We start from the raw sequence: 21,146 nt of genomic DNA on the forward strand, positions 1-21,146 counted from the left end.
TACTTCAAAAGTCGTTATCTCAAGCGGCTTATTTCCAGTATATCACATATTAGGTGTTGGGGCGTAATCAAAGAACACATCGCGCCCTTCCCATTCCACGTAGAAGCTCAGGGTGCTTCCCTTCCACAAACGAATGCCGAGATTCTGATAGGGAGCCGGCCCATGCAGCTTTGCGGACAAATAGACCGGAACGGAGTCCCCTTCCGTTAGCGGCAGCACCGCAATATCGTACATGTCTCCTTCTCGCTCAACCTCCATCGCCGCCCATTGCTTCGCGTCGTCCACGATCATCATCGCGGACTGACTTGCCCCATCGAGGATCCCCAAAGGCTGGAACGTCCCTTGATCCCAATCATAGCGCATCAGGCGCAGCCGGCTGCGCTCCTCCTGCTGCTGCTTGAGGAGGAACCAGATGTGACGGCCGCTGTCCGACTCGCGGTAGACGAGATTCCCGAGGCCGGCATTCGTCCAGCCGCTGTCAACCGGCACCTGATCAGGACGGAAAATCAATTGATCGCGTTGTTCGTCTTCCATCGTCGTCACCATCTCGCCGCCCCATTCCGTGATACGGATGCTGTCGACCTCTTCCATCTCGTCGATCCGATATCCGTCGCTTCCTCTTGTCAGCGTGAACCGATACGTCTCCACCTTATAGTACGGATCCTGATAAGAGTAGTCGATCTTGGCGGTTACGATCATTTTCCCGTCCGATTCGGCCGCTTTATTTACAATCGTATAGCCAACCTGACGCGGGGACGTCCCCTTCAGATACCCTGGATCATAGCTGAAAAACTGATGCGCATGCCGTTCATCCCGGTAGATGAGCGCCTCTATCGCCTGGCCCACCACCTCTTCCGGCTTGGCCTCCTGCGCCGCCAACGCATAACGGACAAGCTGCCTCCTTGTACTGTTCGTCTCGGTGACCTGATACATCGCGATGCTCTGGCCGTCGGCGCTCCAGGCGAGACTCTCCAGCCGATACGACGGCTGGAACGCTCCTTCCTTCGGTTCGCCGTGCTCCCAGGCGTCCATCGGGCGGTTGCGCGTAATCTGCTGCTCGGTCTGGCGATCGAGATCGGCGAGCCAGGCATCCTCCAGCTTCAGTTCGCCGCCGCTCTTCCGGACATAGAGCACATAGCTGCCGTCCGGAGAGATAACCGGCGACTGTCCCTCGCCCCACAACTTCTCCGTGCCGGAGGCCAGATCGAGCGTAAAGATCTGCTGCTGCTTCGCATACAGGATCTGCTCTCCATCCGGGTAATAGGAAGGCGAGCTGCCCTTCGCCAAATAGCGTTGTTCCCCGGATGCCAGCTGCGCCTCCCAGACCGTGTCCGTAGCCGGATCATGCCGTACATAGGCAAGCAGCTCCCCGTCATGCGACCAGGCTGGCTGACTTAGCGGGACTGGCGCCTCTACGGCCAGCTTCGTCCGCTTCGTATCCGCATCCCAGATATGAAGCTCATGCTCCGTGATATAAGCGAGCCGCTTCCCGTCCGGAGAGAGCGCAATCGCCGAGACATCCCCCGTCACGATCCGTTCATAGGTGAGCCCTTGCTGCCGATAGACCCCCTGTCCCGGCACCGCATAATAGATCGTGTCCTTGTCTATCGCCGCCGCTATGCTCGGCTCTTGCCCGAGCTGCTGCACCGTATTGAATTGCAGCTTCAGCCGGAGATCGGCCGCATACACGCGCGGCACGGCCTGATCGGCGAGCAGATTCCAGAGCAGAACGGCCGCTGCGATGACCGCCGCGGCAGCGCCCCATGCCCAATATCCCCGCTTCCGCTTACCTCCCGGGCGGTTCATCTCCCGGTTCTGCCTTCCCTCCTCGACGAGGGACCGCCGCAGTTCCGCCTTGAACGTCTCATCGACTTCCAACTGGTCATGAACTTTTTTCAAATCATCCACCCACTTCGGATTCCGTTCAGGCATGGTCACCCCTCCTCCAGGCAGCGATCGATATCGACTGCAAGCTTCTTCCGTATCCGGTGCACGCGCGTCCGCAGCCAGCCTTCCGTCTTGCCCAGCATCCGGCTCATCTCCTGATAGGCGAAGCCGACCATATACTTCAGATGCACCATCTCCCGCTCCTCCTGCTTCAGTTGGAGCAGCGCCTCCTCCAGGCAGTCGTTCTGCACCGACGCCTCCCGGAACATCTCCCGGATATGCTCGTAGCCGCCCCGCTCCGGATCGATGCCGTAGGCTTTCTCCGTCTTCCGCCGGTAGTGGTCGATTATCCGGTTGTGCGCAATCGCGAACAGCCAGGCCCGATCATATTCCGGGATCGCCCCTTCATGCTTGCGGCTGTATTCTAAGGCCTTGCGGAAAATATCGCTGACCAGATCGTCCGCATCCCATCGGTTGCCGACCCGGAAGAGAACATAGCGGTATAGATCCTCAAAATAGCGGTCATATAACTCTAAAAACGCGTCCACCCTCTCACTTCCTTTCCCTCGTCATGAGAAGTAACGATGGAGCCCCCTTTTTTGTATCATGATTGCACAAAAAATTTTCCCAATGATACCGATTCGTCCACGGGCCTGTAAAATAAATCCTTGTCGTTCGCCCAAGATTGGCCGCATAATGGTAGGTGAAGTCTCACTCAATAAAGGTTCAAAAGGCCGGTTTTCAGCACCGAGAAGGTTGCTTGAACTCGAAGAAGGAGCAGCGCAGTGTATCCAAGAATACATGAGCAGCGGACTTCGAGAGAGAATGCAAGATTCGATGCTGAGTTACTTCCTGACTCGCTTCGTGATCAAAAGCGGACTTTTTGAACTACCTCTAAAAGCGCTTCCAGGAAGGAGTTTCTCTCCCATGCGTATATGGCATGATTTCAACGTGTTTGTCAAAATTCCGGGGGCTTGGCTGCTCGTGCTTACCCTCTTCCTGTACGGAATCGGAACCGGGATTCTCGCTCCGATGAATGCTGTCTATCTGCAGGAGTCGGTGCAGTTGGGCAAAATCGAAATCGTCTCGATCTTCGCCATCTCGCTCTTCCTCAATATGGTGCTGACGATTACGGTCGGCATCGTGAGCGACCGCATCAAGCGGAAGAAGACGATTCCGATGATCGCGTCCCTGCTGTGCATCGGCGGCCTGCTTATCTATATGAATGCAGACGGCTACGCCACGGCCCTCGTCGGGATGGCGCTCGCCACCGCGCCTTCGGGCATGATTATGGGGCAATTGTTCGCGATGGCGCGCAATCACTTCACGCGCCTCGCGCCCGACGTCGTCGAGATTGCGCAGATCTGGCTGCGCGCCACATACAGCGTCGGCTTCTTCACCGGCCTGCTGCTCGGCGCCAATCTGTATCTGGCTGCCACGTTCCAGGGCGTCCTCTGGGGCAATCTGGCGGGCTACGCCGCCTTGTTCCTGCTGCTGCTGTTCTACCGGGAGATTACGGCCTCGCCGCTGACGGCGAAGCAGTCCAGCACAGGGGAGCCGTTCTCGCTCATCATGCTGTTCGCCATTCTGCTGCTCTCCTGTGCGGACGCGATCCGGGGCTTGTATCTTCCGCTCGTCGTGCACGAGTTGTTCGGCGATCCCCGGCTCATGTCCTACATCTGGAGCACACAGGCCGTCTTCGAGCTGTTGTTCATGACGATGGCCGGCTACTGGGCGGCCAAATACGGCAGCAAGCGGATTCTGCTGCTCGGCAGCGCCTTCGCGCTTGTGACGTATTTGACGTACAGCATGAGCGGATCGCTGCCTGTCTTTTTCCTGGTGCAGCCGCTCTATTCCTTCTTCGTCTCGGTGCTGTACGGCGTCGGGATGGGCTATGTGCAGCGCATGTTCATCCATCGGGCGGGCTTCGGGGCCAGTCTTTATGTGTTCATCTCGCAAACCGCTTCCTTGATCGGATACTTCCTGCCGCTCCTGATCGAAGGGGTGTCGCCAACGATTTTCTGGATTCCGTCGCTGCTCATCGCCGCCTCGATGGGGCTGATGATCAAGGTGCTGTATACAGATCGGAGGCTGAACCGGCAGCAGCTCACCATGTAACCCATGGAAAAAGGAGGGCCGAAGTCCGCGGGCGGGCGGTGAGCCGGCTGCCGGATACAACAGCTTTAGTTCATCATCGGCATTCGATCGGTCAAAAACCGCTGCAGGACGACCGCCTGATTATGCTGCTCATCTTTGGCGGCATACAGCAGCGTCACATCGCTCTCCTGTACCCAGGATATCAATTGCCAGATATCGTCCTGCAGCGCCGCACTCGTCAATTCGGCTTCATACCGGCGCTGGAATTCCGGGAATTTCGAAGGAATATGGTTGAACCATTTGCGCAGTTCGGCGCTTGGAGCAATGTCTTTCATCCACGCCGTCAGATGCGCGTGTTCCTTGGACACTCCTCGTGGCCAGATCCGATCCACCAGTACGCGGATGCCGTCGCTGCGGTCTGCCTGCTCGTAGATCCGTTTGGTTTTGAATGTATGCATGACCAACTTCCTCCCTGTCCGAACCTAATCGGGCTGAACTTATAATCCAGTCCTGATACTTGTTGCCAGCTTCGTTATCAAACCAATAAAAGGGATGAAAAATGAGGAGGGGCAAGACGGGACGAGCGGCGAATTGCAGAGGCGGGACAACGGGGAGATGTGACGAATGTGGGGTATGGAGACGGCCGCGGGACGAGCGGCGAATGAGGAGGAAGCAGCGAATTTCTGCATATGTGCAGGCTGTCGAGAAAGTCCAGAGGATTTTGGGGCACTTCATCAGGACTTGTCTCTCAGTAGAAAAATTTGTTCTGATCGAGTGCCTGAAAGCTGCAAAATGAAATGTCTATCCGATAGGCGAAGTCCTCCAAACGGCACGGTTTCTCAAGACATGTTGATTCAGCTGGCAAAATCCTGCAGAAATACAGCAATTCTGTAGGGACGACTTCACCAGAAGGGGAATCCTGCAAAACGGCAGCAATTTCACCCGTTTCTCTTCCACTTCGCTCAAAAGGGCCTAAAATGATGCAACTGTGCAGCAATTCCTTGAAATGTGGACTCGTTGAGCCGAAATTCCTGTAAAATCGGCTAGGCCCCCTATATCCGGAGTCCTGCCCACCAAAAAATATGCGTTCTTAGAATTGCTTCCTATTTCGCGTAATTACATGGCCCGATGATATTTTGATCGGTCTTCCAGCGTCATGACCCACTTCGAGAATTGCGATGGTGACATGCTCTTTAGGCTACCATGCATTCTGCGGTTGTTGTAGAAATCCATATAACGATCAAGTGCTTCATAGGCCTCTTCAAATGTCATAAATTCCGTCAGGCTGAACAGATCACGTTCGAGTATGCTATGAAATGACTCAATGTACGCGTTCATATTCGGGCTACGCGGCGGGATCCGTTCATGGACGATCTCCAGACTCTCGCACGTATCACCAAACAGCTTGCTGACAAACTGAGGCCCGTTGTCGGTGCGGATGGTAGGTAAGTCATCGCCGGGATTCAGACGTTCTTGCAGCGCACGGCATAGGGTCTGCACGACGTGCTTGGCCTCACACACGGAACCCCGGTATTGTCCGACGACGACGCGGTCAAATACGTCGATGATACTGAGTACGAAAAAGAATCGCTGACGCCCAACCACGTACCCATATTTAATGTCAATTTGCCATAGCTGGTTCACCCCGGTTACCGTTCGGTTTCTCGGTACTCTGCGAGGATGTTTGCTTGTTTTCTTTCGTTGTTTCTGAAGAATTCCTAACTCCTTGCAAATGCGGTACGCCTTTTTCTTGTTTAGGATCAAGCCACGTTGTCTGCGGAGGCACAGCGCCAAATTCTTGTACCCATACACGTGCTCTTCTCCTTCCAGGAGTTCGAGCATCCATTCTTTAATCTGTTCATCTGCAACTTTCCGGCCCGTGTTCGTAGAGGAAAATCCAGGTACAGGACGCCCTTTTAGGCCGCATGAAGCACGTTCTTCGGTGTTGCATGCCTCTCGTTTCTTCCGGCCATAGTACGTCGATTCGTGAACTTTCAGGATACGCAGAACCTTAGCTGTTGCATGCCCCCGCTTAATAAACGATTCTGCTACTTCAAGTCTTTCAGATAAGCGGGGTTCTTCTTTTTTACGAGTTCTCGCAGGATTTCGATCTCAAGTTCTTTTTCACCCAGGAGCTTTTTTGCCTGTTCAAACTTGGCCTCCACCTCTTGAAGTCGACGGAGTTCTTGAAGATGCTCGTCTGCTGCAGGTATCTCCTCTTGACTAATTTCGTCACGGTGGTCTCTAACCCAAACACGTACAGTCTCCGGATGTACACCGTACATTCGGGCGAGAGTTCCCACCTTAATGCCGGCCAGTGCTTCCTTTACGATTTCCAAGCGTATTTCTTTGCTAAAGTGCTTTCCCATACTTATTGCCCCCTCTGATAACAGCTTATAATATTGGGGCCAAGAGCTCCAGTTTAATTAGGGGGCCTAGGAGAAATAGCAGCAATTCCCTCCACACGTACAAGCCCCAGGAGGCCATGATGCCTCCCGAAGGGAACGATGCCTCCTAAAGGCAATAATGCCTCCAGTATCCGACGCGGTCTCTTGGATCCCGTAAAATCAGGCCGTTAAGAAGTCTATGGGAATTTGGGCCGCTTCATTTTTTATAGGGCGGATCTCGTCTCTCAGTAGAAAAAATCGACTTAAAACGCTCTGCGTGCCAAGTTTTGAGTAGAAATATGCATAATCTCCACCCCTTCGTAAAAAACAGAGCGTGTCCACCAGCCTGCGGTATTGCAGGAATTCCTTTAACGGTGGAAACTTCACCAGAGAAAACTGTAATTTCGCAGTAATTTTTGGCAAGTCGTGTTGTGAGAAGCAAGCGGGGTTGTCTCCGTGCAGCTAAAAACTACTTATGGGACAACCCCTGCATACATGGAACTGCCTGCCGATCACTTGAACGGCAAACCGATATTTTCGCGTCTGGCGAAATCAACAAACCTGAATTTATCGGGCCGATGCCTCGACTCGGTATACTGCAACAAGGCGGCATCATTCAAGTAGACATGGTTCCTGACGACAACGACATACGTGTGTTCGCCTAAATCCATGTATTCCCGATCGGCCTCGGTCGCCTGCTCCACCGTGATTTCTTTTTTGGCGAAGCTGATGACAAGTCCCAGCTGCGACTCGAAATACGCGTATAGCGAATGCTCCACAATATCTTTTGTAATCGTGGGGACAAACTCTTTGTTCACATAATCGATATCTAAAATAATCCGCTCGCCGGCGATTTCTCTCGAACGGACAATTTTCCATACTTCCGCTTTATTGTTAATTTTAAGCTGCTTCTGAATAAAGCTATCCGGCTTGGCAAGGACCAATTCGTGTACAATCGTACGCCATTCCTTCCTTGACCGGTTAGCGATCTCCTTGAAGCTGACCAGCCCCGAAATGGGAAAGTTGAATTTCTCGATATCCAGGACGACAGAGCCTTTTCCTCTTACCTTGTGGATATAGCCGTTCTGCGACAATTGGTTCAACGCCTTGCGAATCGTCTCGCGAGAAGCATCGTACATCTTGGCTAATTCATGCTCCGAGGGCAGCAAACTATTGGATTTCATTTCGCCTGATTGAATTTTTGTGGCGAGATCATAATAAATCCCGGAAAATTTATTGTTTCTCATTCCATTTCTCACCATTTCTCCAATAGCATATTCATTATTATTAGCATATACCCTTTTATTCCATGAATCAACGGATGACGTGCTTGGGCGATCTGTGTGCGTCCTGTAAAAGCACAAGCTTGCGTCGGACTGGTCTTACTCTCCCGTCCAATAATAAACGATGGATTCGTAAGGCCGCAGTTGAAGAGCCCGGAATTCTTCCGGTGAATCGGCATAATTGGATAGTAAAATCTCGCTTTTCCCGTGCTCAGGTGACATTCCGATCTCGTCGGCTGTGAGCGTAACCGGTTCGCGATAAAAGTTATTGACGACGAGAAGCGTTTCATTTTGCCATTGTCGCGCATAAGCGAATATCTGTTCATGGTCCGCAAGCAGCAGCCGATAATCTCCATAGGTGATAATGTCATATTGTTTGCGCAGTTGGATTAGTTTTTGATAATGATAAAAAATCGAGTCCTGATCTTGTAGCGCAGCTTCTACGTTGATGTCCGGATAATTCGGAGCCGCTTGTATCCAAGGCGTGCCCTTCGTGAATCCCCCGTGGGCGCTGCGATTCCATTGCATCGGCGTTCTCGAATTATCGCGGGATTTCTGCTTCAATATGTCCATGATCGTGTCATGGCTTTTTCCCTGTTCGCGCATTAGGTTGTACATATTGAGGGATTCGACATCACGGTAATCCGCAATCTGATCAAATTCCGGATTCGTCATTCCGATTTCTTCACCTTGGTATATATAAGGCGTCCCTTGCAGCATGTGGATCGTTGTACCGAGCATTTTCGCCGATTCTACGCGATACTTGCCGCTGTCGCCGAATCTCGATACAATGCGCGGCTGATCATGGTTACACCAGAACAGCGCGTTCCAGCCTTCGCCATCATGCATTCGAATTTGCCATTCCGACAAGATTTGCTTCAATTTGATAAAATCAAACTCGGCTTTCGCCCATTTCTCGCCACCCGGATAATCGACCTTGAGATGGTGGAAGTTAAAGGTCATATTTAATTCCTGCCGCTCGGGATTCGTATACTTGATGCATTCCTCGATCGAAGTGGAAGACATTTCCCCCACGGTCATCGTTTCCCGGTTGGCAAAGACCTCTTGATTCATTTCATGCAAATATTCATGAACGCGTGGCCCGTCGGTATAATATTTCCGTCCGTCCGCCTGTGCGTTTTCACCGCTGTCATTCGGGAAATTCTGATCTTTCGAAATTAAATTAATGACATCCAAGCGGAACCCATCGACTCCTTTGGCGAGCCAAAAATTCATCATTTGATAGACTTCCTGGCGCACGTCGGTGTTTTCCCAGTTGAGATCCGCCTGCGTGACATCAAAAAGATGCAAATAATACTGCTTCGTCTTTTCATCGTATTTCCAGGCGCTTCCGCCGAATTTCGACTGCCAATTGTTCGGTTCCTGTCCGTTGTTCGGTTCTCTCCATATATAGTAATCCCGGTATGGATTATCGAGGGAAGAGCAGGACTGTTGAAACCACGGATGCTCCGTCGAGGTGTGGTTCACCACAATGTCCATGATCACCTTAATCCCTCTGCGGTGAGCTTCGTCTAATAGCTTGTCGAAGTCCTCCATCGTTCCATACTGCGGGTTAACCGCGTAATAATCGCTAATATCATAGCCATTATCTTTTTCCGGCGATGCATAAATCGGGGTTAACCAGATCACATCCACGCCCAGGTCGCGAAGATAATCCAATTGGGCCATAATCCCGTTAATATCTCCAAGACCGTTGCCTGTCGTATCCAGAAAACTTTTCGGATAGATTTGATAGACGGCCGCTCTTTTCCACCAAGGTTCTTGCATCGTTACACTCCTCTACTGTAATCCGCTCAAAGGCCTGCATGAATTCCCGCGCACACGCCCATTCTTGCCTGTCTCTTACTTTCCGGTTCCTTTTACTTTGGCAAACAGAAGGGTCAGCACAAACGGGACGGCAACGGCGATGCCCATAGCTATAAAGTAAATGCCCCAAAAGTCAGTGAAGATAGACAAAAATGCCGGAATTCCGCCAATTCCGATCGAAGAAGCCGTGACATGCTTCCAGGCGACCAGCATTCCCGCACAAGCCGCGCCGATCATAGCGCTGATAAAAGGAAACTTAAAGCGTATATTCACGCCGAACATCGCAGGTTCCGTCACGCCCAGGAAGGCGGAAATGCCCGAGGTAAGCGCCGTCCCTCGCAATTTGTCGTCTTTGCTGGCGAACATCATCGCAAGCGCCGCCGCTCCTTGCGCGATATTGGACATAACAATCACCGGCCACAGGTAGGTTGTGCCGATACTCGAAATCAGCTGCAAATCAAGCGCCAGGAACGTATGGTGCATCCCCGTCATGACAAGCAATGCGCCAATTCCGGCATAGATAAACCCTGCCAGCCAGCCGAAATGATGGAACATCGCGACGACGGCATCGCTAATGGCGTTGCCAATGTGAAACGTAATCGGCCCGATAACCGCAAAGGTAATAAAACCGGTGACCAGCAGCGCGATGGGCGCCACCAGCAGCAATTGAATCGAGTCAGGAATGCGTTTTCTTAACAAGAGTTCGATTCGGGCAAGCAAAAAGGATGAGAGCAGGACAGGTATGACTTGTCCCTGATAACCGATTTTATTGATAGACAATCCAAACAAATCCCAGCGAGGAATGTCCCCGCTGCTTAACGCGTCGCTTGCAGAGGAGAGACTCGGGTGAATGAGCATCAACCCTAACACAATGCCGAGGAGCGGGCTCCCGCCGAAGCGCTTCACCGCGGACCATCCAATCAATCCCGGCAAAAAGGTAAATGCCGTGCTCGCAATCAAGCTGACAATGTCGGCAAATCCTTCCCAGGCCGGATAAACTTCAATCAACGACTTTTCCGCGTAAAAAATGCCCGGTCCCACCAGCAAATTATTGAGTCCAAGCAGCAAACCGGATGTGACAATGGCGGGAAGAAGCGGAATAAAAATATCTCCCAGCACCTTCACGAATCGTTGCAGCGGATTTATTTTTTTCGCTTCGCCGACTGGCGCCGTCCCCTGTGCCGGAGCGGGCGTGGAAGTCCCCGCCATCCCTGCGATTTGCACCAATTCCTTGTGCACTTTATCCACGAGTCCCTGGCCAATGACAACCTGAAATTGACCATTTGTGGAAAAGCTTCCTTTCACTAAATCGTTCTTGTCCAGTGCTTCTTTATTGACTTTCCCCTCATCCCTCAAGGAAAATCGCAGTCTGGTAATGCAGTGTATAACATCTGAAATATTGTCCGAGCCTCCAACAGCCTCAATAATCTGTTCCACGGACTTTCTCTTTATTGCCATCGCTAGCTCCTCCAAAACTCTATGATGCGGTATATATTGCTGAAAAAATATCCAACTGTCCAATTGGAGCAACGTTTTTTCATCGTTATCGCATCCGCGATCTTACGTGAATCATTTCACTTCCCTTGCCTCGCTCTGTCTTCCATTTTTCACCTACATCATCTCATCTATCCCCCTAGTAACGCTTACAATCTCTTTTTTCCGCAAAGCCTGTATATACAAATTACAGAGAAATGATATCATGTATATACATGTTGGTCAACCGCCGAGTAGGAGTCCGGCTCCAAAAAAAGCTTCCGCTATGGGAAGCTGGAAGCTGGTCGTCTTTCGCCGGTCATCCTTCCCGTACCGCGTTCCGGTACTGGATCGGGGTTAGGCCCTCGCTCTTCTTGAACTTGCGGATAAAATTCGTCGGGTCGTTGTAGCCGACCTCGCTCATAATATCTCGCAGCGGAACATCGGTATGCTTCAGCAATTCCTTCACCTTCTCCATCCGCAGCGTGTCGATATAGCGCATCAGCGTATGGCCGGTGCTGTCCTTGAACACACGCGTGACATAGGAAGGCGAGAGCGAGAACTGCTGCGCGATGCTCTCCAGCGAGAGGCCGTTGTCCCGGTAATGCTTGGCGACGTAGTCGCGGAGTTTGTCGGCGAGGCCGGCGCCCTTGGCCGCGGTCTGCTGTTCCATATAGACGCACAGTTCCTGGCACAAGCGGGCGATCGAGGCCTCCAGCGCCTCCATCGTCTCAACCTCTTCCGTCGCCAGGGCGTTAATCAGGTCGCGGAAGCGGTCATCCGATTCTATGCCGAGCTCCATCAGCGTCTTAATCAGCGTGTTCACCAGATTGAAGCAGATCAGCTCGGCTGCCCGGAGCGGGATATGCCGTTCCGCGATATCCTGCAGCATGGCGGCGACGATATGCCGCGCGTCGTCTCCCCGCGCCTGCCTCAGCGCCAGCACCAGCTCCCGCTCCTGCTCGAGCGCCTGCCAGTACGGGCTCTGTCCGTTCGGCTGAACATCTTCATAGCTGATGATTCGTCCCCCGCCCTTGATGAAGCGGTAGCGCACCGCCTGGCTCGCTTCGAGGAAGGAGCCGTGCGCGAGGGCGATGTCCTCGCAGCAGGAGCCGATGCCGACTGTGACCGACAGTTGCCAGTAATGGCTGAGGAACTGCCGCAGCTTCTCGGCCAGCCTGACCGGCTGCCCGCTCTCTATCGCCGCCTCGTCCAGATTGAGCAGCAGGGCGAAGGTCCGGTTGTCCGGCAGCTCCACGCTATAGCCAATCCCTATCTCCTCCGAGAGCTCCTCCAGCATTTTCACCAGACTGTACTTGAGCAGATGCTGGGTCGATGCCGAGTGAAGCCGCTGGAACCCGGCATAGTCATCGATATGGAACAGAAGGACGACCGCCTGCTCGTGCTCGAAGCGCATCGATGCGAGCGCCAGCCGCTCCTCCCATGGTCCGCTCATCATGCGGCCATGCAGCAGCGAGAGAATGATCTGCTCCTTCAGTTCACTCGCCTGGCTCTTCAACTGATGGAGCAGGCCTTCCTTCTGGGCCTCCATCTCTCCGACCGCTCGGGAGATGAGGTCATATTCATCCGCTCCCGCGGCCGCGGCCTGCAGCGAATGATGCGGCTCCAGCTTCTTCACCAGCCGCTGCAGCGGGCGGTAATTGTTCACCGAGAAGGAGAAGGCAATGATCAGTCCGATGACAAATACGGCCCCAACCGTATATTCGAACCACCGCTTGCTCTTCTGAACCTGGCTCATGAATTGATCGGTCGGCATGACGGTAATATAGGACCAATAGTTGTGGTCGGATTGCATGCGCACGATGGAATACGGATGTCCCTCGATGGACACGCTCTGGAGCGTATCATCCGCCTCCGCCGCGGCCGCGTTCCGAACCGCGGTCCACACGGCGGATTCCGCCGCTCGCGTTCCGGGGTTCTCGAGCCGGTAGAGCGGCTCCTGCTGCTCGCTGACGATGTAGGTGAAGCCATAGTAATCCTGAAGCGCTTGCTGCATAATCGTCCGGATGCTGGTCTCCTCGATGAAGAACAGCACCGCCCCGTAGCGCTCGTCCCGATTATGTGACAGCGGTTCGATATAGACATATCTTTGCAGCGGCGGGGCTCCCTTCATGACGGTCGTCTGCAGCGCTTGAAGCACGGGGATTTCCAAGCTCTCCAGCGTCTTGTCCAGGTCTTTCAGCCGGTAGTTGTCGAATTTGTAAACGGATTCAAAAAACGCGTCTGCATCGTACGTCCCGCTGGCCGCATACAGCCGGTCGGGATGCTGGGAAGGATAGTACAGCATCACGTCATAGATGAAGGAGTTGGTTGATTTGTATTTTTTGAGTTCGGACACGGTCCGGTACAGGGCGTAGCCGTTCTCCTCCACCATGAACGGCGTCAGCTCGGAGTTGGAGGAGATCTGAAGCGCCATCCGGTTCATCTCGTTCACTTTCGCATCCATAATGTCCTTAATCTGCGTCAGCCGGGCGACCGTGCTGTCCCGAATCTCATCCCCCAGCGTCGCGACGAAGCCCTGATAGACGATCCCGCCCATAATCATCAGAATAATGACGACGAGCAGCATATAAGAAAAGAAATAGTTATAAAACCTGGACTTGACCCTGCGGCTCCACAACCTCATGCCCCCGCCCTCCTCCAGCTCTAGTCATCCAGAACCGCTCGTATCCGATTCATGCGGCGACTGCCAAAGGAAGACGGATGCGTCTTACCCTTTGGCAGTCAATCGTGCAGCCCGTGCGTACAGCATACACACCCGGCAGTCGCTTGACAATCCGCGATTTCGGCATCGGCGTTGATAAAATAGCAAGCAAGCCCCAGTTCCACGTCCACCGCTTATTGCTTATACCGCTCATACCCCGCCTTGTAAATGTCCATATATTCCTTCAGGCCCATCTTGTTCAGCGTAGCGACGTAGTTGTCCCACTCGCCGAAGGAGGCTCCTCCGGTAATGAATTTGGTCGTCATCTCCTTGACATACGTCTCGATGTCGGTCTTGAGCACCGTCATGCGTTCGGTCTCTTCCTTCGTATAGTTGAACGGCGGCCAGATCTCCTTGATGAGGTACGGCTCCACCTTCTTCGCCGCCTCAATCGATCCGGGCATTCCTTCGGCTCCCTTGAAATACGCCTGCTTCAGCATGCTCGGGTAACCGACGCCCGGCCAGACGAGATATTGCGACACCGCCTGATCCTGGGTCAAGCCGTCGGGATGATGCTTGATTTCGTCCGTATAATCGACCTCGCCATTGGCCTTCTCGACGAACGTCTTATCCTTGAAGCCCATGAAGAACATTTTGATGCCTTCCTCGCTGTACAGATGGTCCACCCAACGCACAGTCGCTTCCGGATGCTTGTTCTTGTCCGTAATGACGAACTGTCCCGGATTGCCAACCGGCGATCCGATATAGGAATAGATCTTGTCGCCATGCGGCCCGGCAAGCGCCGAGGCGCCGACATAGCCCTTCAGATTGCTGTAGACGGCCTCCGGATTGTAATCGGCAATCACGGCGTATACGCCCTGGGAGCCTTTGGCGATGATCTGATCGGCATTGGCGGTGAAAAAATCTTTGTCGATCAAGCCTTCGCTGTAGATTTTGTTCACATATTGGAGCATCTCCTTGTAGCGATCGTCTGCCGGGAAGAAACGCAATTCGTTGCTTGCCGGGTCGACATCCACATACGGATGGGATACGCCGCGGTTGCCCAGCCCCCACGCGCCGTACAAGTAGTTCCCTAAGTAATTCCAGCCCGGGCCGCCGCCAAGCGGGATGATGTTCGGATCCGCCTGCTTGATCGCCTTCAAGTACTCGTAGAATTCCTCCGTCGTCTGCGGCTCCGGCTTCCCGACCCGGTCCAGCCATTCCTGGCTGTACCACATGAAGGCTCCCGTCAGCATCGAAGTGAAGCCCGGATCCGTCACGGTAGGGAAGGAGTAAATATTGCCGTCCGGCATCGTTATCGCCTTGCGCACTTCCGGATTCTCGTCCAGCAGCTTTTTGAAATTCGGCGCATAATCGTCAATCAGCTGATTGAGCGGGATAAAGACGCCCTGTTCGCCGTACAGCATCAGATCGGATGGCGTGAACCGGTTCCCGTAGAACGCATCCGGATAATCGCCGCCCGCAAGCAAAATGTTGCGCTTCTCGACCAGATTATCGCGATCGACCGTATTCCATGTGATATGAATATTGCTCATCTTCTCGAACTCCTGCCACAGCAGCAGGTTGTTCCAGTCCGAGGCCGCGAACCGCTTCGGCGCGAAGAACTCCAGTTCGATCCTGTCCTGCGCGATCGGCATCCCTTCCTTGTTCACGCCGGCGGATTCCTTCGAGCCGCCGTCTTCTCCCCCTCCTCCGCTCTGGCTGCCGCAGCCCGCGAGCGCGGTAGCCCACGCCAGCATCAAGACGAGAAGCAGCACGGCACAACGTCGGTTTTTCATCACGTAACCCCCTATATTCAAATATGTCGTGTTACCCTTTGATTGCGCCGATCGTCATCCCTTTGACGAAGTAGCGCTGCAGGAACGGATACAGTAGGAAGACCGGCAGATTCGCGACAATGACGACCGCATATTTAATCGCCTGGCCGTACATGATCTGTTCGGACAGTGCCGAAGCGCCCCCGGCCATTTTATCCATCTGGTTCTGTATCAGAATTTCGCGCAGGATGAGCTGCAGCGGGAATTTGTCGCGATCGGTCAAATAAATGAGCGCGCTGAAGTACGAGTTCCAATGATCGACGCTATAGAACAGCACCATGACCGCGATAATCGGCATCGACAGCGGAAGCATGATGCGATACAGAATCTGGAGCGTCGTGCAGCCGTCGATCATCGCCGCCTCCTGCACTTCATACGGCACGCTCGTGCGGAAGAAGGTCCGCATGATGATGATGTTATAGACGGAGACGGCCCCCGGCAGCACGAGCGCCCACATGCTGTTCAGCAGGCCGAGCTTCTTCACGACGAGATAGGAAGGAATGAGGCCGCCGCTGAAGAACATCGTGAACACGAGCGCGAACATGATGACGTTGCGGCCGGGAAGATTGGTTCGCGACAATGGAAACGCCGCCAATATGGTCATCAGCAGATTGATCGATGTCCCGACAACCGTATAGAGGATGGTATTGCCGTACCCCGTCAATATTTCCCGATTCTGAAAGACCTTCTGATAACCAACGAACGTAATCTCCTTCGGGAACAGCCACAGCTCGCCCCGCGACACGGCGGCGGGATTGCTGATGGACGCACTCAGCACGAAGACAAGCGGGTATAGAACGATCAGAAGAGTCATGACGAGCAGCAAACTATTGATGAAGCCGAACAGCTTATCTCCACGGGTCTCCCCCACTGAAATCCTCCCCTTTCCTCACCATAGGCTCGTGTTGCCGGCTTTTCTCGCAATGAAATTAACGCTGACGAGCAGAATGAAGTTGACGATGTTGCTGAATAAGCCGACGGCGGCGGAGAAGCTGTACTGCGCGCCCAGCAGGCCGCTGCGGTAGACGTACGTGGCAAAGACGTCCGAGCTCTCCAGGTTCATGTCGTTCTGCATCAGGAACACTTTCTCGAAGCCGACGCTCAGAATAGATCCGGTATTCAGAATCAACAGAATGACGATGGTCGGCATGATGCATGGAAGATTGACGTGCCAGATACGCTGCAGCCGGCTTGCCCCATCAACGCGGGCCGCCTCGTGAAGCTGCGGGTCCACTCCGGACAGCGCGGCCAAATAAATGATGGAACTCCACCCCATCTGCTGCCAGACGCCCGAAAAGACATATAATGATTTGAACCAGCCCGGCTCCGTCAGGAAGGAGATCGGCTCCCCGCCGAAGGCGCGAATAAGATGATTGATCATCCCCGTATCCGGCGACAGGAAAATGACGAGAATTCCGACCATGACGACAGTCGATAAAAAATGCGGGGCATACGTGACAGTCTGCACCGTCTTCTTGAACCATTTGCCCCGAATCTCATTAATCATCAAGGCCAGCAGGATCGGGACCGGGAAGCCGACCAGCAATTGGTACAATCCAATGCCCAGCGTATTCTTGATTAGACGCCAGAAATAATAGCTCTGATAAAAGCGCTCGAAATGCTTCATCCCGACCCAGGGACTTCCGGTAATGCCCTTCGTCGCAATAAAATCCTTAAATGCGATCTGGACCCCGTACATCGGAACATAGTGAAATACGATAAAATAGACCATAACGGGTGCAAGGAGCAGATACATCTGCCAATGCTTGCGCAACACTCTTGCCATGCAGCAGCCTCCATCTGTTCAAAGTCGTGATCTCTTCTTGATGTAAGCGTTTTAGTTTTGTTGCAGCTGTGTTATCGCTAATTGTAGAAAGGAGCCCTGCACGTGTCTATCTGCAATAATTTCTTCATCGGCTTTTTTTGTGATTCGAAGCCACAGGTGTGCGTTGTATCATTGACAACTCCGAAGACAGGCGCAGAAATTCGCCTGTGGAAAAAAATTAATTGTTGTGTTCTCGCTTTATGGTTACTATAATGGTAGTAACTTTTTGAATCCTGCAGATTGGAGTTGTTTCCTTTGAATTTCCGGGTATACATGTTGGCGGTCGCCGCCTTCGTCGTCGGCACGGTGGAGCTGATCATCGGAGGGCTGCTTGACCAGATCGCGTCTGACCTCGGCATTACGGTCAGTGCCGCAGGCCAGCTAATCACGATCTTCTCCGTCGCCTTCGCCATATCCGCGCCGATATTGATGAACGTGACCGCGCGGTTCGAACGGAAGAAGCTGTACTTATTCTTTTTGTTCGTCTTTATGCTGTCTAATCTGATCGTCGCCTTCAGCTCCGATTACGGGGCATTGATGGCCGCCCGGGCGCTGTCCGCCGCGAGCGGATCGCTCATTATCGTCCTGTCGGTTACGATCGCGTCGAAGCTGGTGAAGCCCGAGTATAAAGGCCGGGCAATCGGAATTATCTATATGGGCGTCAGCGGCTCGCTCGTGCTGGGCGTTCCGATCGGCATGGTTATCGGCCATGCTTACGGCTGGAGAGCGCCGTTCCTGTTCGTCGCCCTGCTCACGGTCGTGGCCATGATTGCGATTTTCTTCTCGCTGCAGCCCGTCGCGCCGTCGCCGGCGGCGCCGCTTCGCGCCCAGTTCGCCTCGCTGAAGAACGCCAAGCTGGTAAGCGGTCATCTGCTGGCCTATTTCATGCTGACCGGCCATTTGACCTTGTATGCGTATTTGACGCCGTACCTCCAGGCAACCTATCAATTAAGTCCGGAGATGACGAGCGTCGCCTACTTCCTGTTCGGCATCGCCGCCGTCGCCGGCGGGGGACTCGGGGGCTGGATTGCGGACAAATGGGGCACGAAGCGCTCCATTCTGACCGTCGTAGCCAGCTTCGCCTGCATCATGTTCATCCTGCCCTTCGCGGCTCATCTGCCGTTCTACCTGTTCATGGCCGTGGTCATGATATGGAGCGCGCTAAGTTGGGCGCTGACTCCGGGACAGCAGAGCTATCTGATGCAGTGCGCGCCCGATACCGCAGATATCCAGCTGAGCCTCAGCTCCTCGGTGCTGCATATGGGCATCGCGACCGGCTCGGTCGTCGGCGGGATTGTGATCGAGAAGAGCGCCGTCACCTACAACGCCTGGGTCGGCTGCTCCATCGTCCTGGTGGCACTGGTCGTGGCGGTCTATTCCTTGACCCGCCCGTTCCACGGCAAGGCAGCCGCCGCTCACCAAGCAAGCGCCGGCGCTTCGGCGCCATTAGCTGAATCGTAACCAGAAGCCGCCCCGGGGCAGTAAGCCTCGGGGCGGTGTTGTGATTAGGGGCACATTCACTGCAGAAGAATGAAACTATATTGCCCTCTTCAAATCATATATGATATGATATATCAAAACAATTACAAATAGAAACTGAGGCGAAGCACATGGTCAATGCAATGATTAAGCTATGCGGCATGCAGCAGTGGACGGAGGCTTTGGTATATCCGGAGAATAATACGGTCGAACTAAATGGTAAGCGCATTCATTCCTCCAAGCTGGCGTTGGATACTCCCGTAACCGGCATGATTTACGGAACGCTGCTCAATTACAAGGGAGTGCTGGAAGCACTGGGGAATGCGGTGAATGAACCGCCTTACAACGCCCCCCCTATTGGCCCGGTCCTGTATATCAAGCCCGCGAATACACATATCGGGTACGGCTCGGCCATTCCTCTTCCCGCAGATGCCGAACAGGTAGCGGTCGGCGCCGCGTTAGGCGTTGTCATCGGCCGCGCCGCAACGCGGGTTAGCGAATCCGAAGCCCTTGATTATGTGGCAGGCTACACGATCGTGAATGATGTCCAGATCCCGCATCAGCATCTGTTCCGGCCCGCTATCCGCCAGCTGTCGCGGGATGGCTTCTGCCCTGCAGGTCCTTGGGTCATGAAGCCGGAAGCGATCGGCGACCCGCATAATCTGAAGATCCGCGTATATGTGAATGGGGTACTGAAGCAAGAACATACGACGGCCCGTCTGATTCGCACGATCCCCCGCTTGCTTGCGGAGGTTACGGATTTTATGACGTTGAACGCAGGGGATATGCTGCATGTCGGCATTCCCGAGAACGCCCCGCTCGCGGCAGCGGGAGATGATGTCCGGATTGAAATCGATGGAATCGGCTGCCTGGACAATCCCGTTGTGCCTGAGCAGGGGAGAGCTGAAGGAGGAGAAGCGATATGAGACATGCGCGCGTCGCTTATTCCGGATCGATTCATCACGCGATAGACTGGGACGGACGGCTGAAGCTTGATGACGGACGAGAAGTTAGCGAATCGGACGTCGTATGGCTTCCGCCGCTGCAGCCCCGGACGATATTCGCGCTCGGCTTGAATTATGCGGATCATGCCAGAGAACTATCCTTTGCCGCTCCGGCTGAACCGCTTGTGTTCCTGAAGGGACCCAACACATTAATCGGCCATCGCGGGCATACTCGCCGTCCCGCTGACGCCGCTTATATGCACTATGAGTGCGAACTTGCCGTCGTCATCGGCCGCACCGCACGCGCCGTGAAGCAAGAAGATGCTTACGATTATGTAGCCGGATATACGGTAGCCAATGATTATGCCATCCGCGATTATCTGGAGAACTATTATCGGCCGAATCTGAGAGTGAAGAACCGGGATACATGCACCCCAATCGGCCCTTGGCTCGTTGATGCCGGCGATGTGTCCGATCCGATGAATTTAACTCTTCGCACCTATGTGAACGGCGCCTTGACCCAGGAAGGCTCCACCGCCGACATGATCTTCGGCATTCCTGCACTTATCGAATATTTGAGCAGCTTCATGACGCTGAAGCAAGGCGATATCATCCTGACCGGCACGCCCGAAGGATTGGTCAATACCGAAATCGGGGATGAAGTGGTGACCGAGATCGAAGGCATTGGCCGCCTAGTGAATACGATAGCAGGCGATGATGTTTTTCATATACGGGGCTGATTCCGGCTGGACAACGATTGGAGGAGGTAGTGATATGCCGCATATTATCGTGGAATATACGAGTAATATTAAAGAGGAAGCCAATATTCCATCCCTATTACAAACGATCCACCATGTGCTCCTCGCACGGCGCGATAGTTTCCCCATCGGAGGGATTCGTTCGCGGGCGATCGAACTGCATGATTACCTCGTTGCCGATGGCGCGGAAGATGACGCCTTCGTTCACATCACCTTAAAAATCGGCTCAGGCCGTTCGGAACAAGTCAAGCGAAATACATGCGACGCGCTGTTCGATGCGGTCAAGACCCATTTTGCCCCGTTGTTCGACCAACGATATTTGGCGCTGTCGCTGGAACTGGCGGAATTTAGCGAAGGCGGCACCTACAAGCATAATAATATTCACGCAAGATATGCAACATAGCCGGATCGGCCAGTCAAAAGGGGCTGTCTCATAGGCATTGCATAATGATTGAGGTGACGAGTTAACAGAGAGTGAGGATGCGGGAAAACAGCGACGCGAAACCGGTGGAAGATGGATGAAGCAGTGAAATGCTGCGTGGATGCAGCAATTTCTGTTCTTTAAGCCGTTATTTGATTAAATTACTGCGATAGTACATTATTTACATCGATTTTTGTCTTTTATCGATTGGATAGTCTGAAATTGATGCCGTTTTGCAGGATTCCCTGTAACGGAGTACACA

Annotated in this window: 17 protein-coding genes; 5 read left to right on the plus strand and 12 right to left on the minus strand. The window is 53.5% G+C overall.

Annotated elements, in window-relative coordinates; translation table 11 throughout:
* Positions 1-42 precede the first annotated feature (42 nt).
* Together NNL35_RS26650 and NNL35_RS26655 are read right to left on the minus strand one after the other, a co-directional pair.
* The gene (locus NNL35_RS26650) at positions 43-1,932 is read right to left on the minus strand and encodes a TolB family protein (RefSeq protein WP_254553897.1); all 1,890 of its coding nucleotides are present in this window, start codon (positions 1,930-1,932) and stop codon (positions 43-45) included.
* Positions 1,933-1,934: 2 nt separating this feature from the next.
* Entirely contained in the window at positions 1,935-2,435 is a 501-nt protein-coding gene (locus tag NNL35_RS26655; protein WP_254553898.1) for an RNA polymerase sigma factor, read from the minus strand.
* Positions 2,436-2,814: 379 nt separating this feature from the next.
* On the opposite strand from NNL35_RS26655, the gene NNL35_RS26660 reads away from it, so the two are divergent.
* On the plus strand, positions 2,815-4,005 hold the full coding sequence (locus NNL35_RS26660) for an MFS transporter (RefSeq protein ID WP_254553899.1): 1,191 nt from the start codon (positions 2,815-2,817) through the stop codon (positions 4,003-4,005).
* 65 nt (positions 4,006-4,070) lie between these two features.
* Here the strand turns inward: NNL35_RS26660 and NNL35_RS26665 are convergent, their stop codons facing one another.
* From NNL35_RS26665 to NNL35_RS26710, 10 genes are all read right to left on the minus strand, one after another.
* The gene (locus tag NNL35_RS26665) at positions 4,071-4,442 is read right to left on the minus strand and encodes a DUF488 domain-containing protein (protein WP_254553900.1); all 372 of its coding nucleotides are present in this window, start codon (positions 4,440-4,442) and stop codon (positions 4,071-4,073) included.
* 658 nt (positions 4,443-5,100) lie between these two features.
* Positions 5,101-6,021 carry an IS3 family transposase gene (locus NNL35_RS26670; protein ID WP_276540154.1) on the minus strand — a complete coding sequence of 307 codons (921 nt, stop codon included), beginning with the start codon at positions 6,019-6,021 and terminating at the stop codon, positions 5,101-5,103.
* Positions 6,022-6,032: 11 nt separating this feature from the next.
* Positions 6,033-6,353: a transposase gene (locus tag NNL35_RS26675; RefSeq protein WP_040734339.1), complete on the minus strand. Its 321-nt coding sequence runs from the start codon at positions 6,351-6,353 to the stop codon at positions 6,033-6,035.
* 530 nt (positions 6,354-6,883) lie between these two features.
* Complete coding sequence (gene treR / locus NNL35_RS26680) at positions 6,884-7,618, minus strand: trehalose operon repressor (protein WP_006679206.1); 735 nt, start codon at positions 7,616-7,618, stop codon at positions 6,884-6,886.
* 135 nt (positions 7,619-7,753) lie between these two features.
* Positions 7,754-9,442, minus strand: a complete 1,689-nt coding sequence (gene treC, locus NNL35_RS26685; protein WP_006679207.1) for an alpha,alpha-phosphotrehalase — start codon at positions 9,440-9,442, stop codon at positions 7,754-7,756.
* Between the two features lie 75 nt (positions 9,443-9,517).
* Positions 9,518-10,939: a PTS system trehalose-specific EIIBC component gene (treP, locus tag NNL35_RS26690; protein ID WP_006679208.1), complete on the minus strand. Its 1,422-nt coding sequence runs from the start codon at positions 10,937-10,939 to the stop codon at positions 9,518-9,520.
* Between the two features lie 334 nt (positions 10,940-11,273).
* Positions 11,274-13,601 carry a helix-turn-helix domain-containing protein gene (locus NNL35_RS26695; RefSeq protein ID WP_006679209.1) on the minus strand — a complete coding sequence of 776 codons (2,328 nt, stop codon included), beginning with the start codon at positions 13,599-13,601 and terminating at the stop codon, positions 11,274-11,276.
* 212 nt (positions 13,602-13,813) lie between these two features.
* The gene (locus tag NNL35_RS26700; protein WP_006679210.1) at positions 13,814-15,418 is read right to left on the minus strand and encodes an extracellular solute-binding protein; all 1,605 of its coding nucleotides are present in this window, start codon (positions 15,416-15,418) and stop codon (positions 13,814-13,816) included.
* A gap of 31 nt (positions 15,419-15,449) precedes the next feature.
* The gene (locus tag NNL35_RS26705; protein WP_006679211.1) at positions 15,450-16,328 is read right to left on the minus strand and encodes a carbohydrate ABC transporter permease; all 879 of its coding nucleotides are present in this window, start codon (positions 16,326-16,328) and stop codon (positions 15,450-15,452) included.
* A gap of 18 nt (positions 16,329-16,346) precedes the next feature.
* On the minus strand, positions 16,347-17,243 hold the full coding sequence (locus NNL35_RS26710; protein ID WP_006679212.1) for an ABC transporter permease: 897 nt from the start codon (positions 17,241-17,243) through the stop codon (positions 16,347-16,349).
* A gap of 312 nt (positions 17,244-17,555) precedes the next feature.
* Between NNL35_RS26710 and NNL35_RS26715 the strand changes: the two genes are divergently transcribed.
* The 4 genes from NNL35_RS26715 (at position 17,556) to NNL35_RS26730 (ending at position 20,866) form a co-directional block, all read left to right on the plus strand.
* Complete coding sequence (locus tag NNL35_RS26715; RefSeq protein WP_083835625.1) at positions 17,556-18,743, plus strand: MFS transporter; 1,188 nt, start codon at positions 17,556-17,558, stop codon at positions 18,741-18,743.
* Between the two features lie 149 nt (positions 18,744-18,892).
* Positions 18,893-19,687 (plus strand): fumarylacetoacetate hydrolase family protein, encoded by a 795-nt coding sequence (locus NNL35_RS26720; protein WP_006679214.1) that lies wholly within the window; start codon positions 18,893-18,895, stop codon positions 19,685-19,687.
* Positions 19,684-20,445 (plus strand): fumarylacetoacetate hydrolase family protein, encoded by a 762-nt coding sequence (locus NNL35_RS26725; RefSeq protein WP_006679215.1) that lies wholly within the window; start codon positions 19,684-19,686, stop codon positions 20,443-20,445. Before NNL35_RS26720 ends, NNL35_RS26725 begins: the two co-directional genes overlap by 4 nt.
* Before the next feature lie 34 nt (positions 20,446-20,479).
* On the plus strand, positions 20,480-20,866 hold the full coding sequence (locus NNL35_RS26730) for a 5-carboxymethyl-2-hydroxymuconate Delta-isomerase (RefSeq protein ID WP_006679216.1): 387 nt from the start codon (positions 20,480-20,482) through the stop codon (positions 20,864-20,866).
* Positions 20,867-21,146 lie beyond the last annotated feature (280 nt).

It is taken from the genome of Paenibacillus dendritiformis, assembly GCF_945605565.1.
GTDB classification, from domain to species: Bacteria; Bacillota; Bacilli; order Paenibacillales; family Paenibacillaceae; genus Paenibacillus_B; species Paenibacillus_B dendritiformis_A.

Bases quoted from the DNA above. Each gene is read 5' to 3' on its own strand.
- NNL35_RS26665 (WP_254553900.1), bottom strand. From the start codon at position 4,442: ATGCATACATTCAAAACCAAACGGATCTACGAGCAGGCAGACCGCAGC.
- NNL35_RS26660 (WP_254553899.1), top strand. From the start codon at position 2,815: ATGCGTATATGGCATGATTTCAACGTGTTTGTCAAAATTCCGGGGGCT.
- NNL35_RS26675 (WP_040734339.1), bottom strand. From the start codon at position 6,353: ATGGGAAAGCACTTTAGCAAAGAAATACGCTTGGAAATCGTAAAGGAA.
- NNL35_RS26650 (WP_254553897.1), bottom strand. From the start codon at position 1,932: ATGCCTGAACGGAATCCGAAGTGGGTGGATGATTTGAAAAAAGTTCAT.
- treC (WP_006679207.1), bottom strand. From the start codon at position 9,442: ATGCAAGAACCTTGGTGGAAAAGAGCGGCCGTCTATCAAATCTATCCG.
- NNL35_RS26720 (WP_006679214.1), top strand. From the start codon at position 18,893: ATGGTCAATGCAATGATTAAGCTATGCGGCATGCAGCAGTGGACGGAG.
- NNL35_RS26700 (WP_006679210.1), bottom strand. From the start codon at position 15,418: ATGAAAAACCGACGTTGTGCCGTGCTGCTTCTCGTCTTGATGCTGGCG.
- NNL35_RS26730 (WP_006679216.1), top strand. From the start codon at position 20,480: ATGCCGCATATTATCGTGGAATATACGAGTAATATTAAAGAGGAAGCC.
- treR (WP_006679206.1), bottom strand. From the start codon at position 7,618: ATGAGAAACAATAAATTTTCCGGGATTTATTATGATCTCGCCACAAAA.
- NNL35_RS26715 (WP_083835625.1), top strand. From the start codon at position 17,556: ATGTTGGCGGTCGCCGCCTTCGTCGTCGGCACGGTGGAGCTGATCATC.
- treP (WP_006679208.1), bottom strand. From the start codon at position 10,939: ATGGCAATAAAGAGAAAGTCCGTGGAACAGATTATTGAGGCTGTTGGA.
- NNL35_RS26695 (WP_006679209.1), bottom strand. From the start codon at position 13,601: ATGAGGTTGTGGAGCCGCAGGGTCAAGTCCAGGTTTTATAACTATTTC.
- NNL35_RS26725 (WP_006679215.1), top strand. From the start codon at position 19,684: ATGAGACATGCGCGCGTCGCTTATTCCGGATCGATTCATCACGCGATA.
- NNL35_RS26710 (WP_006679212.1), bottom strand. From the start codon at position 17,243: ATGGCAAGAGTGTTGCGCAAGCATTGGCAGATGTATCTGCTCCTTGCA.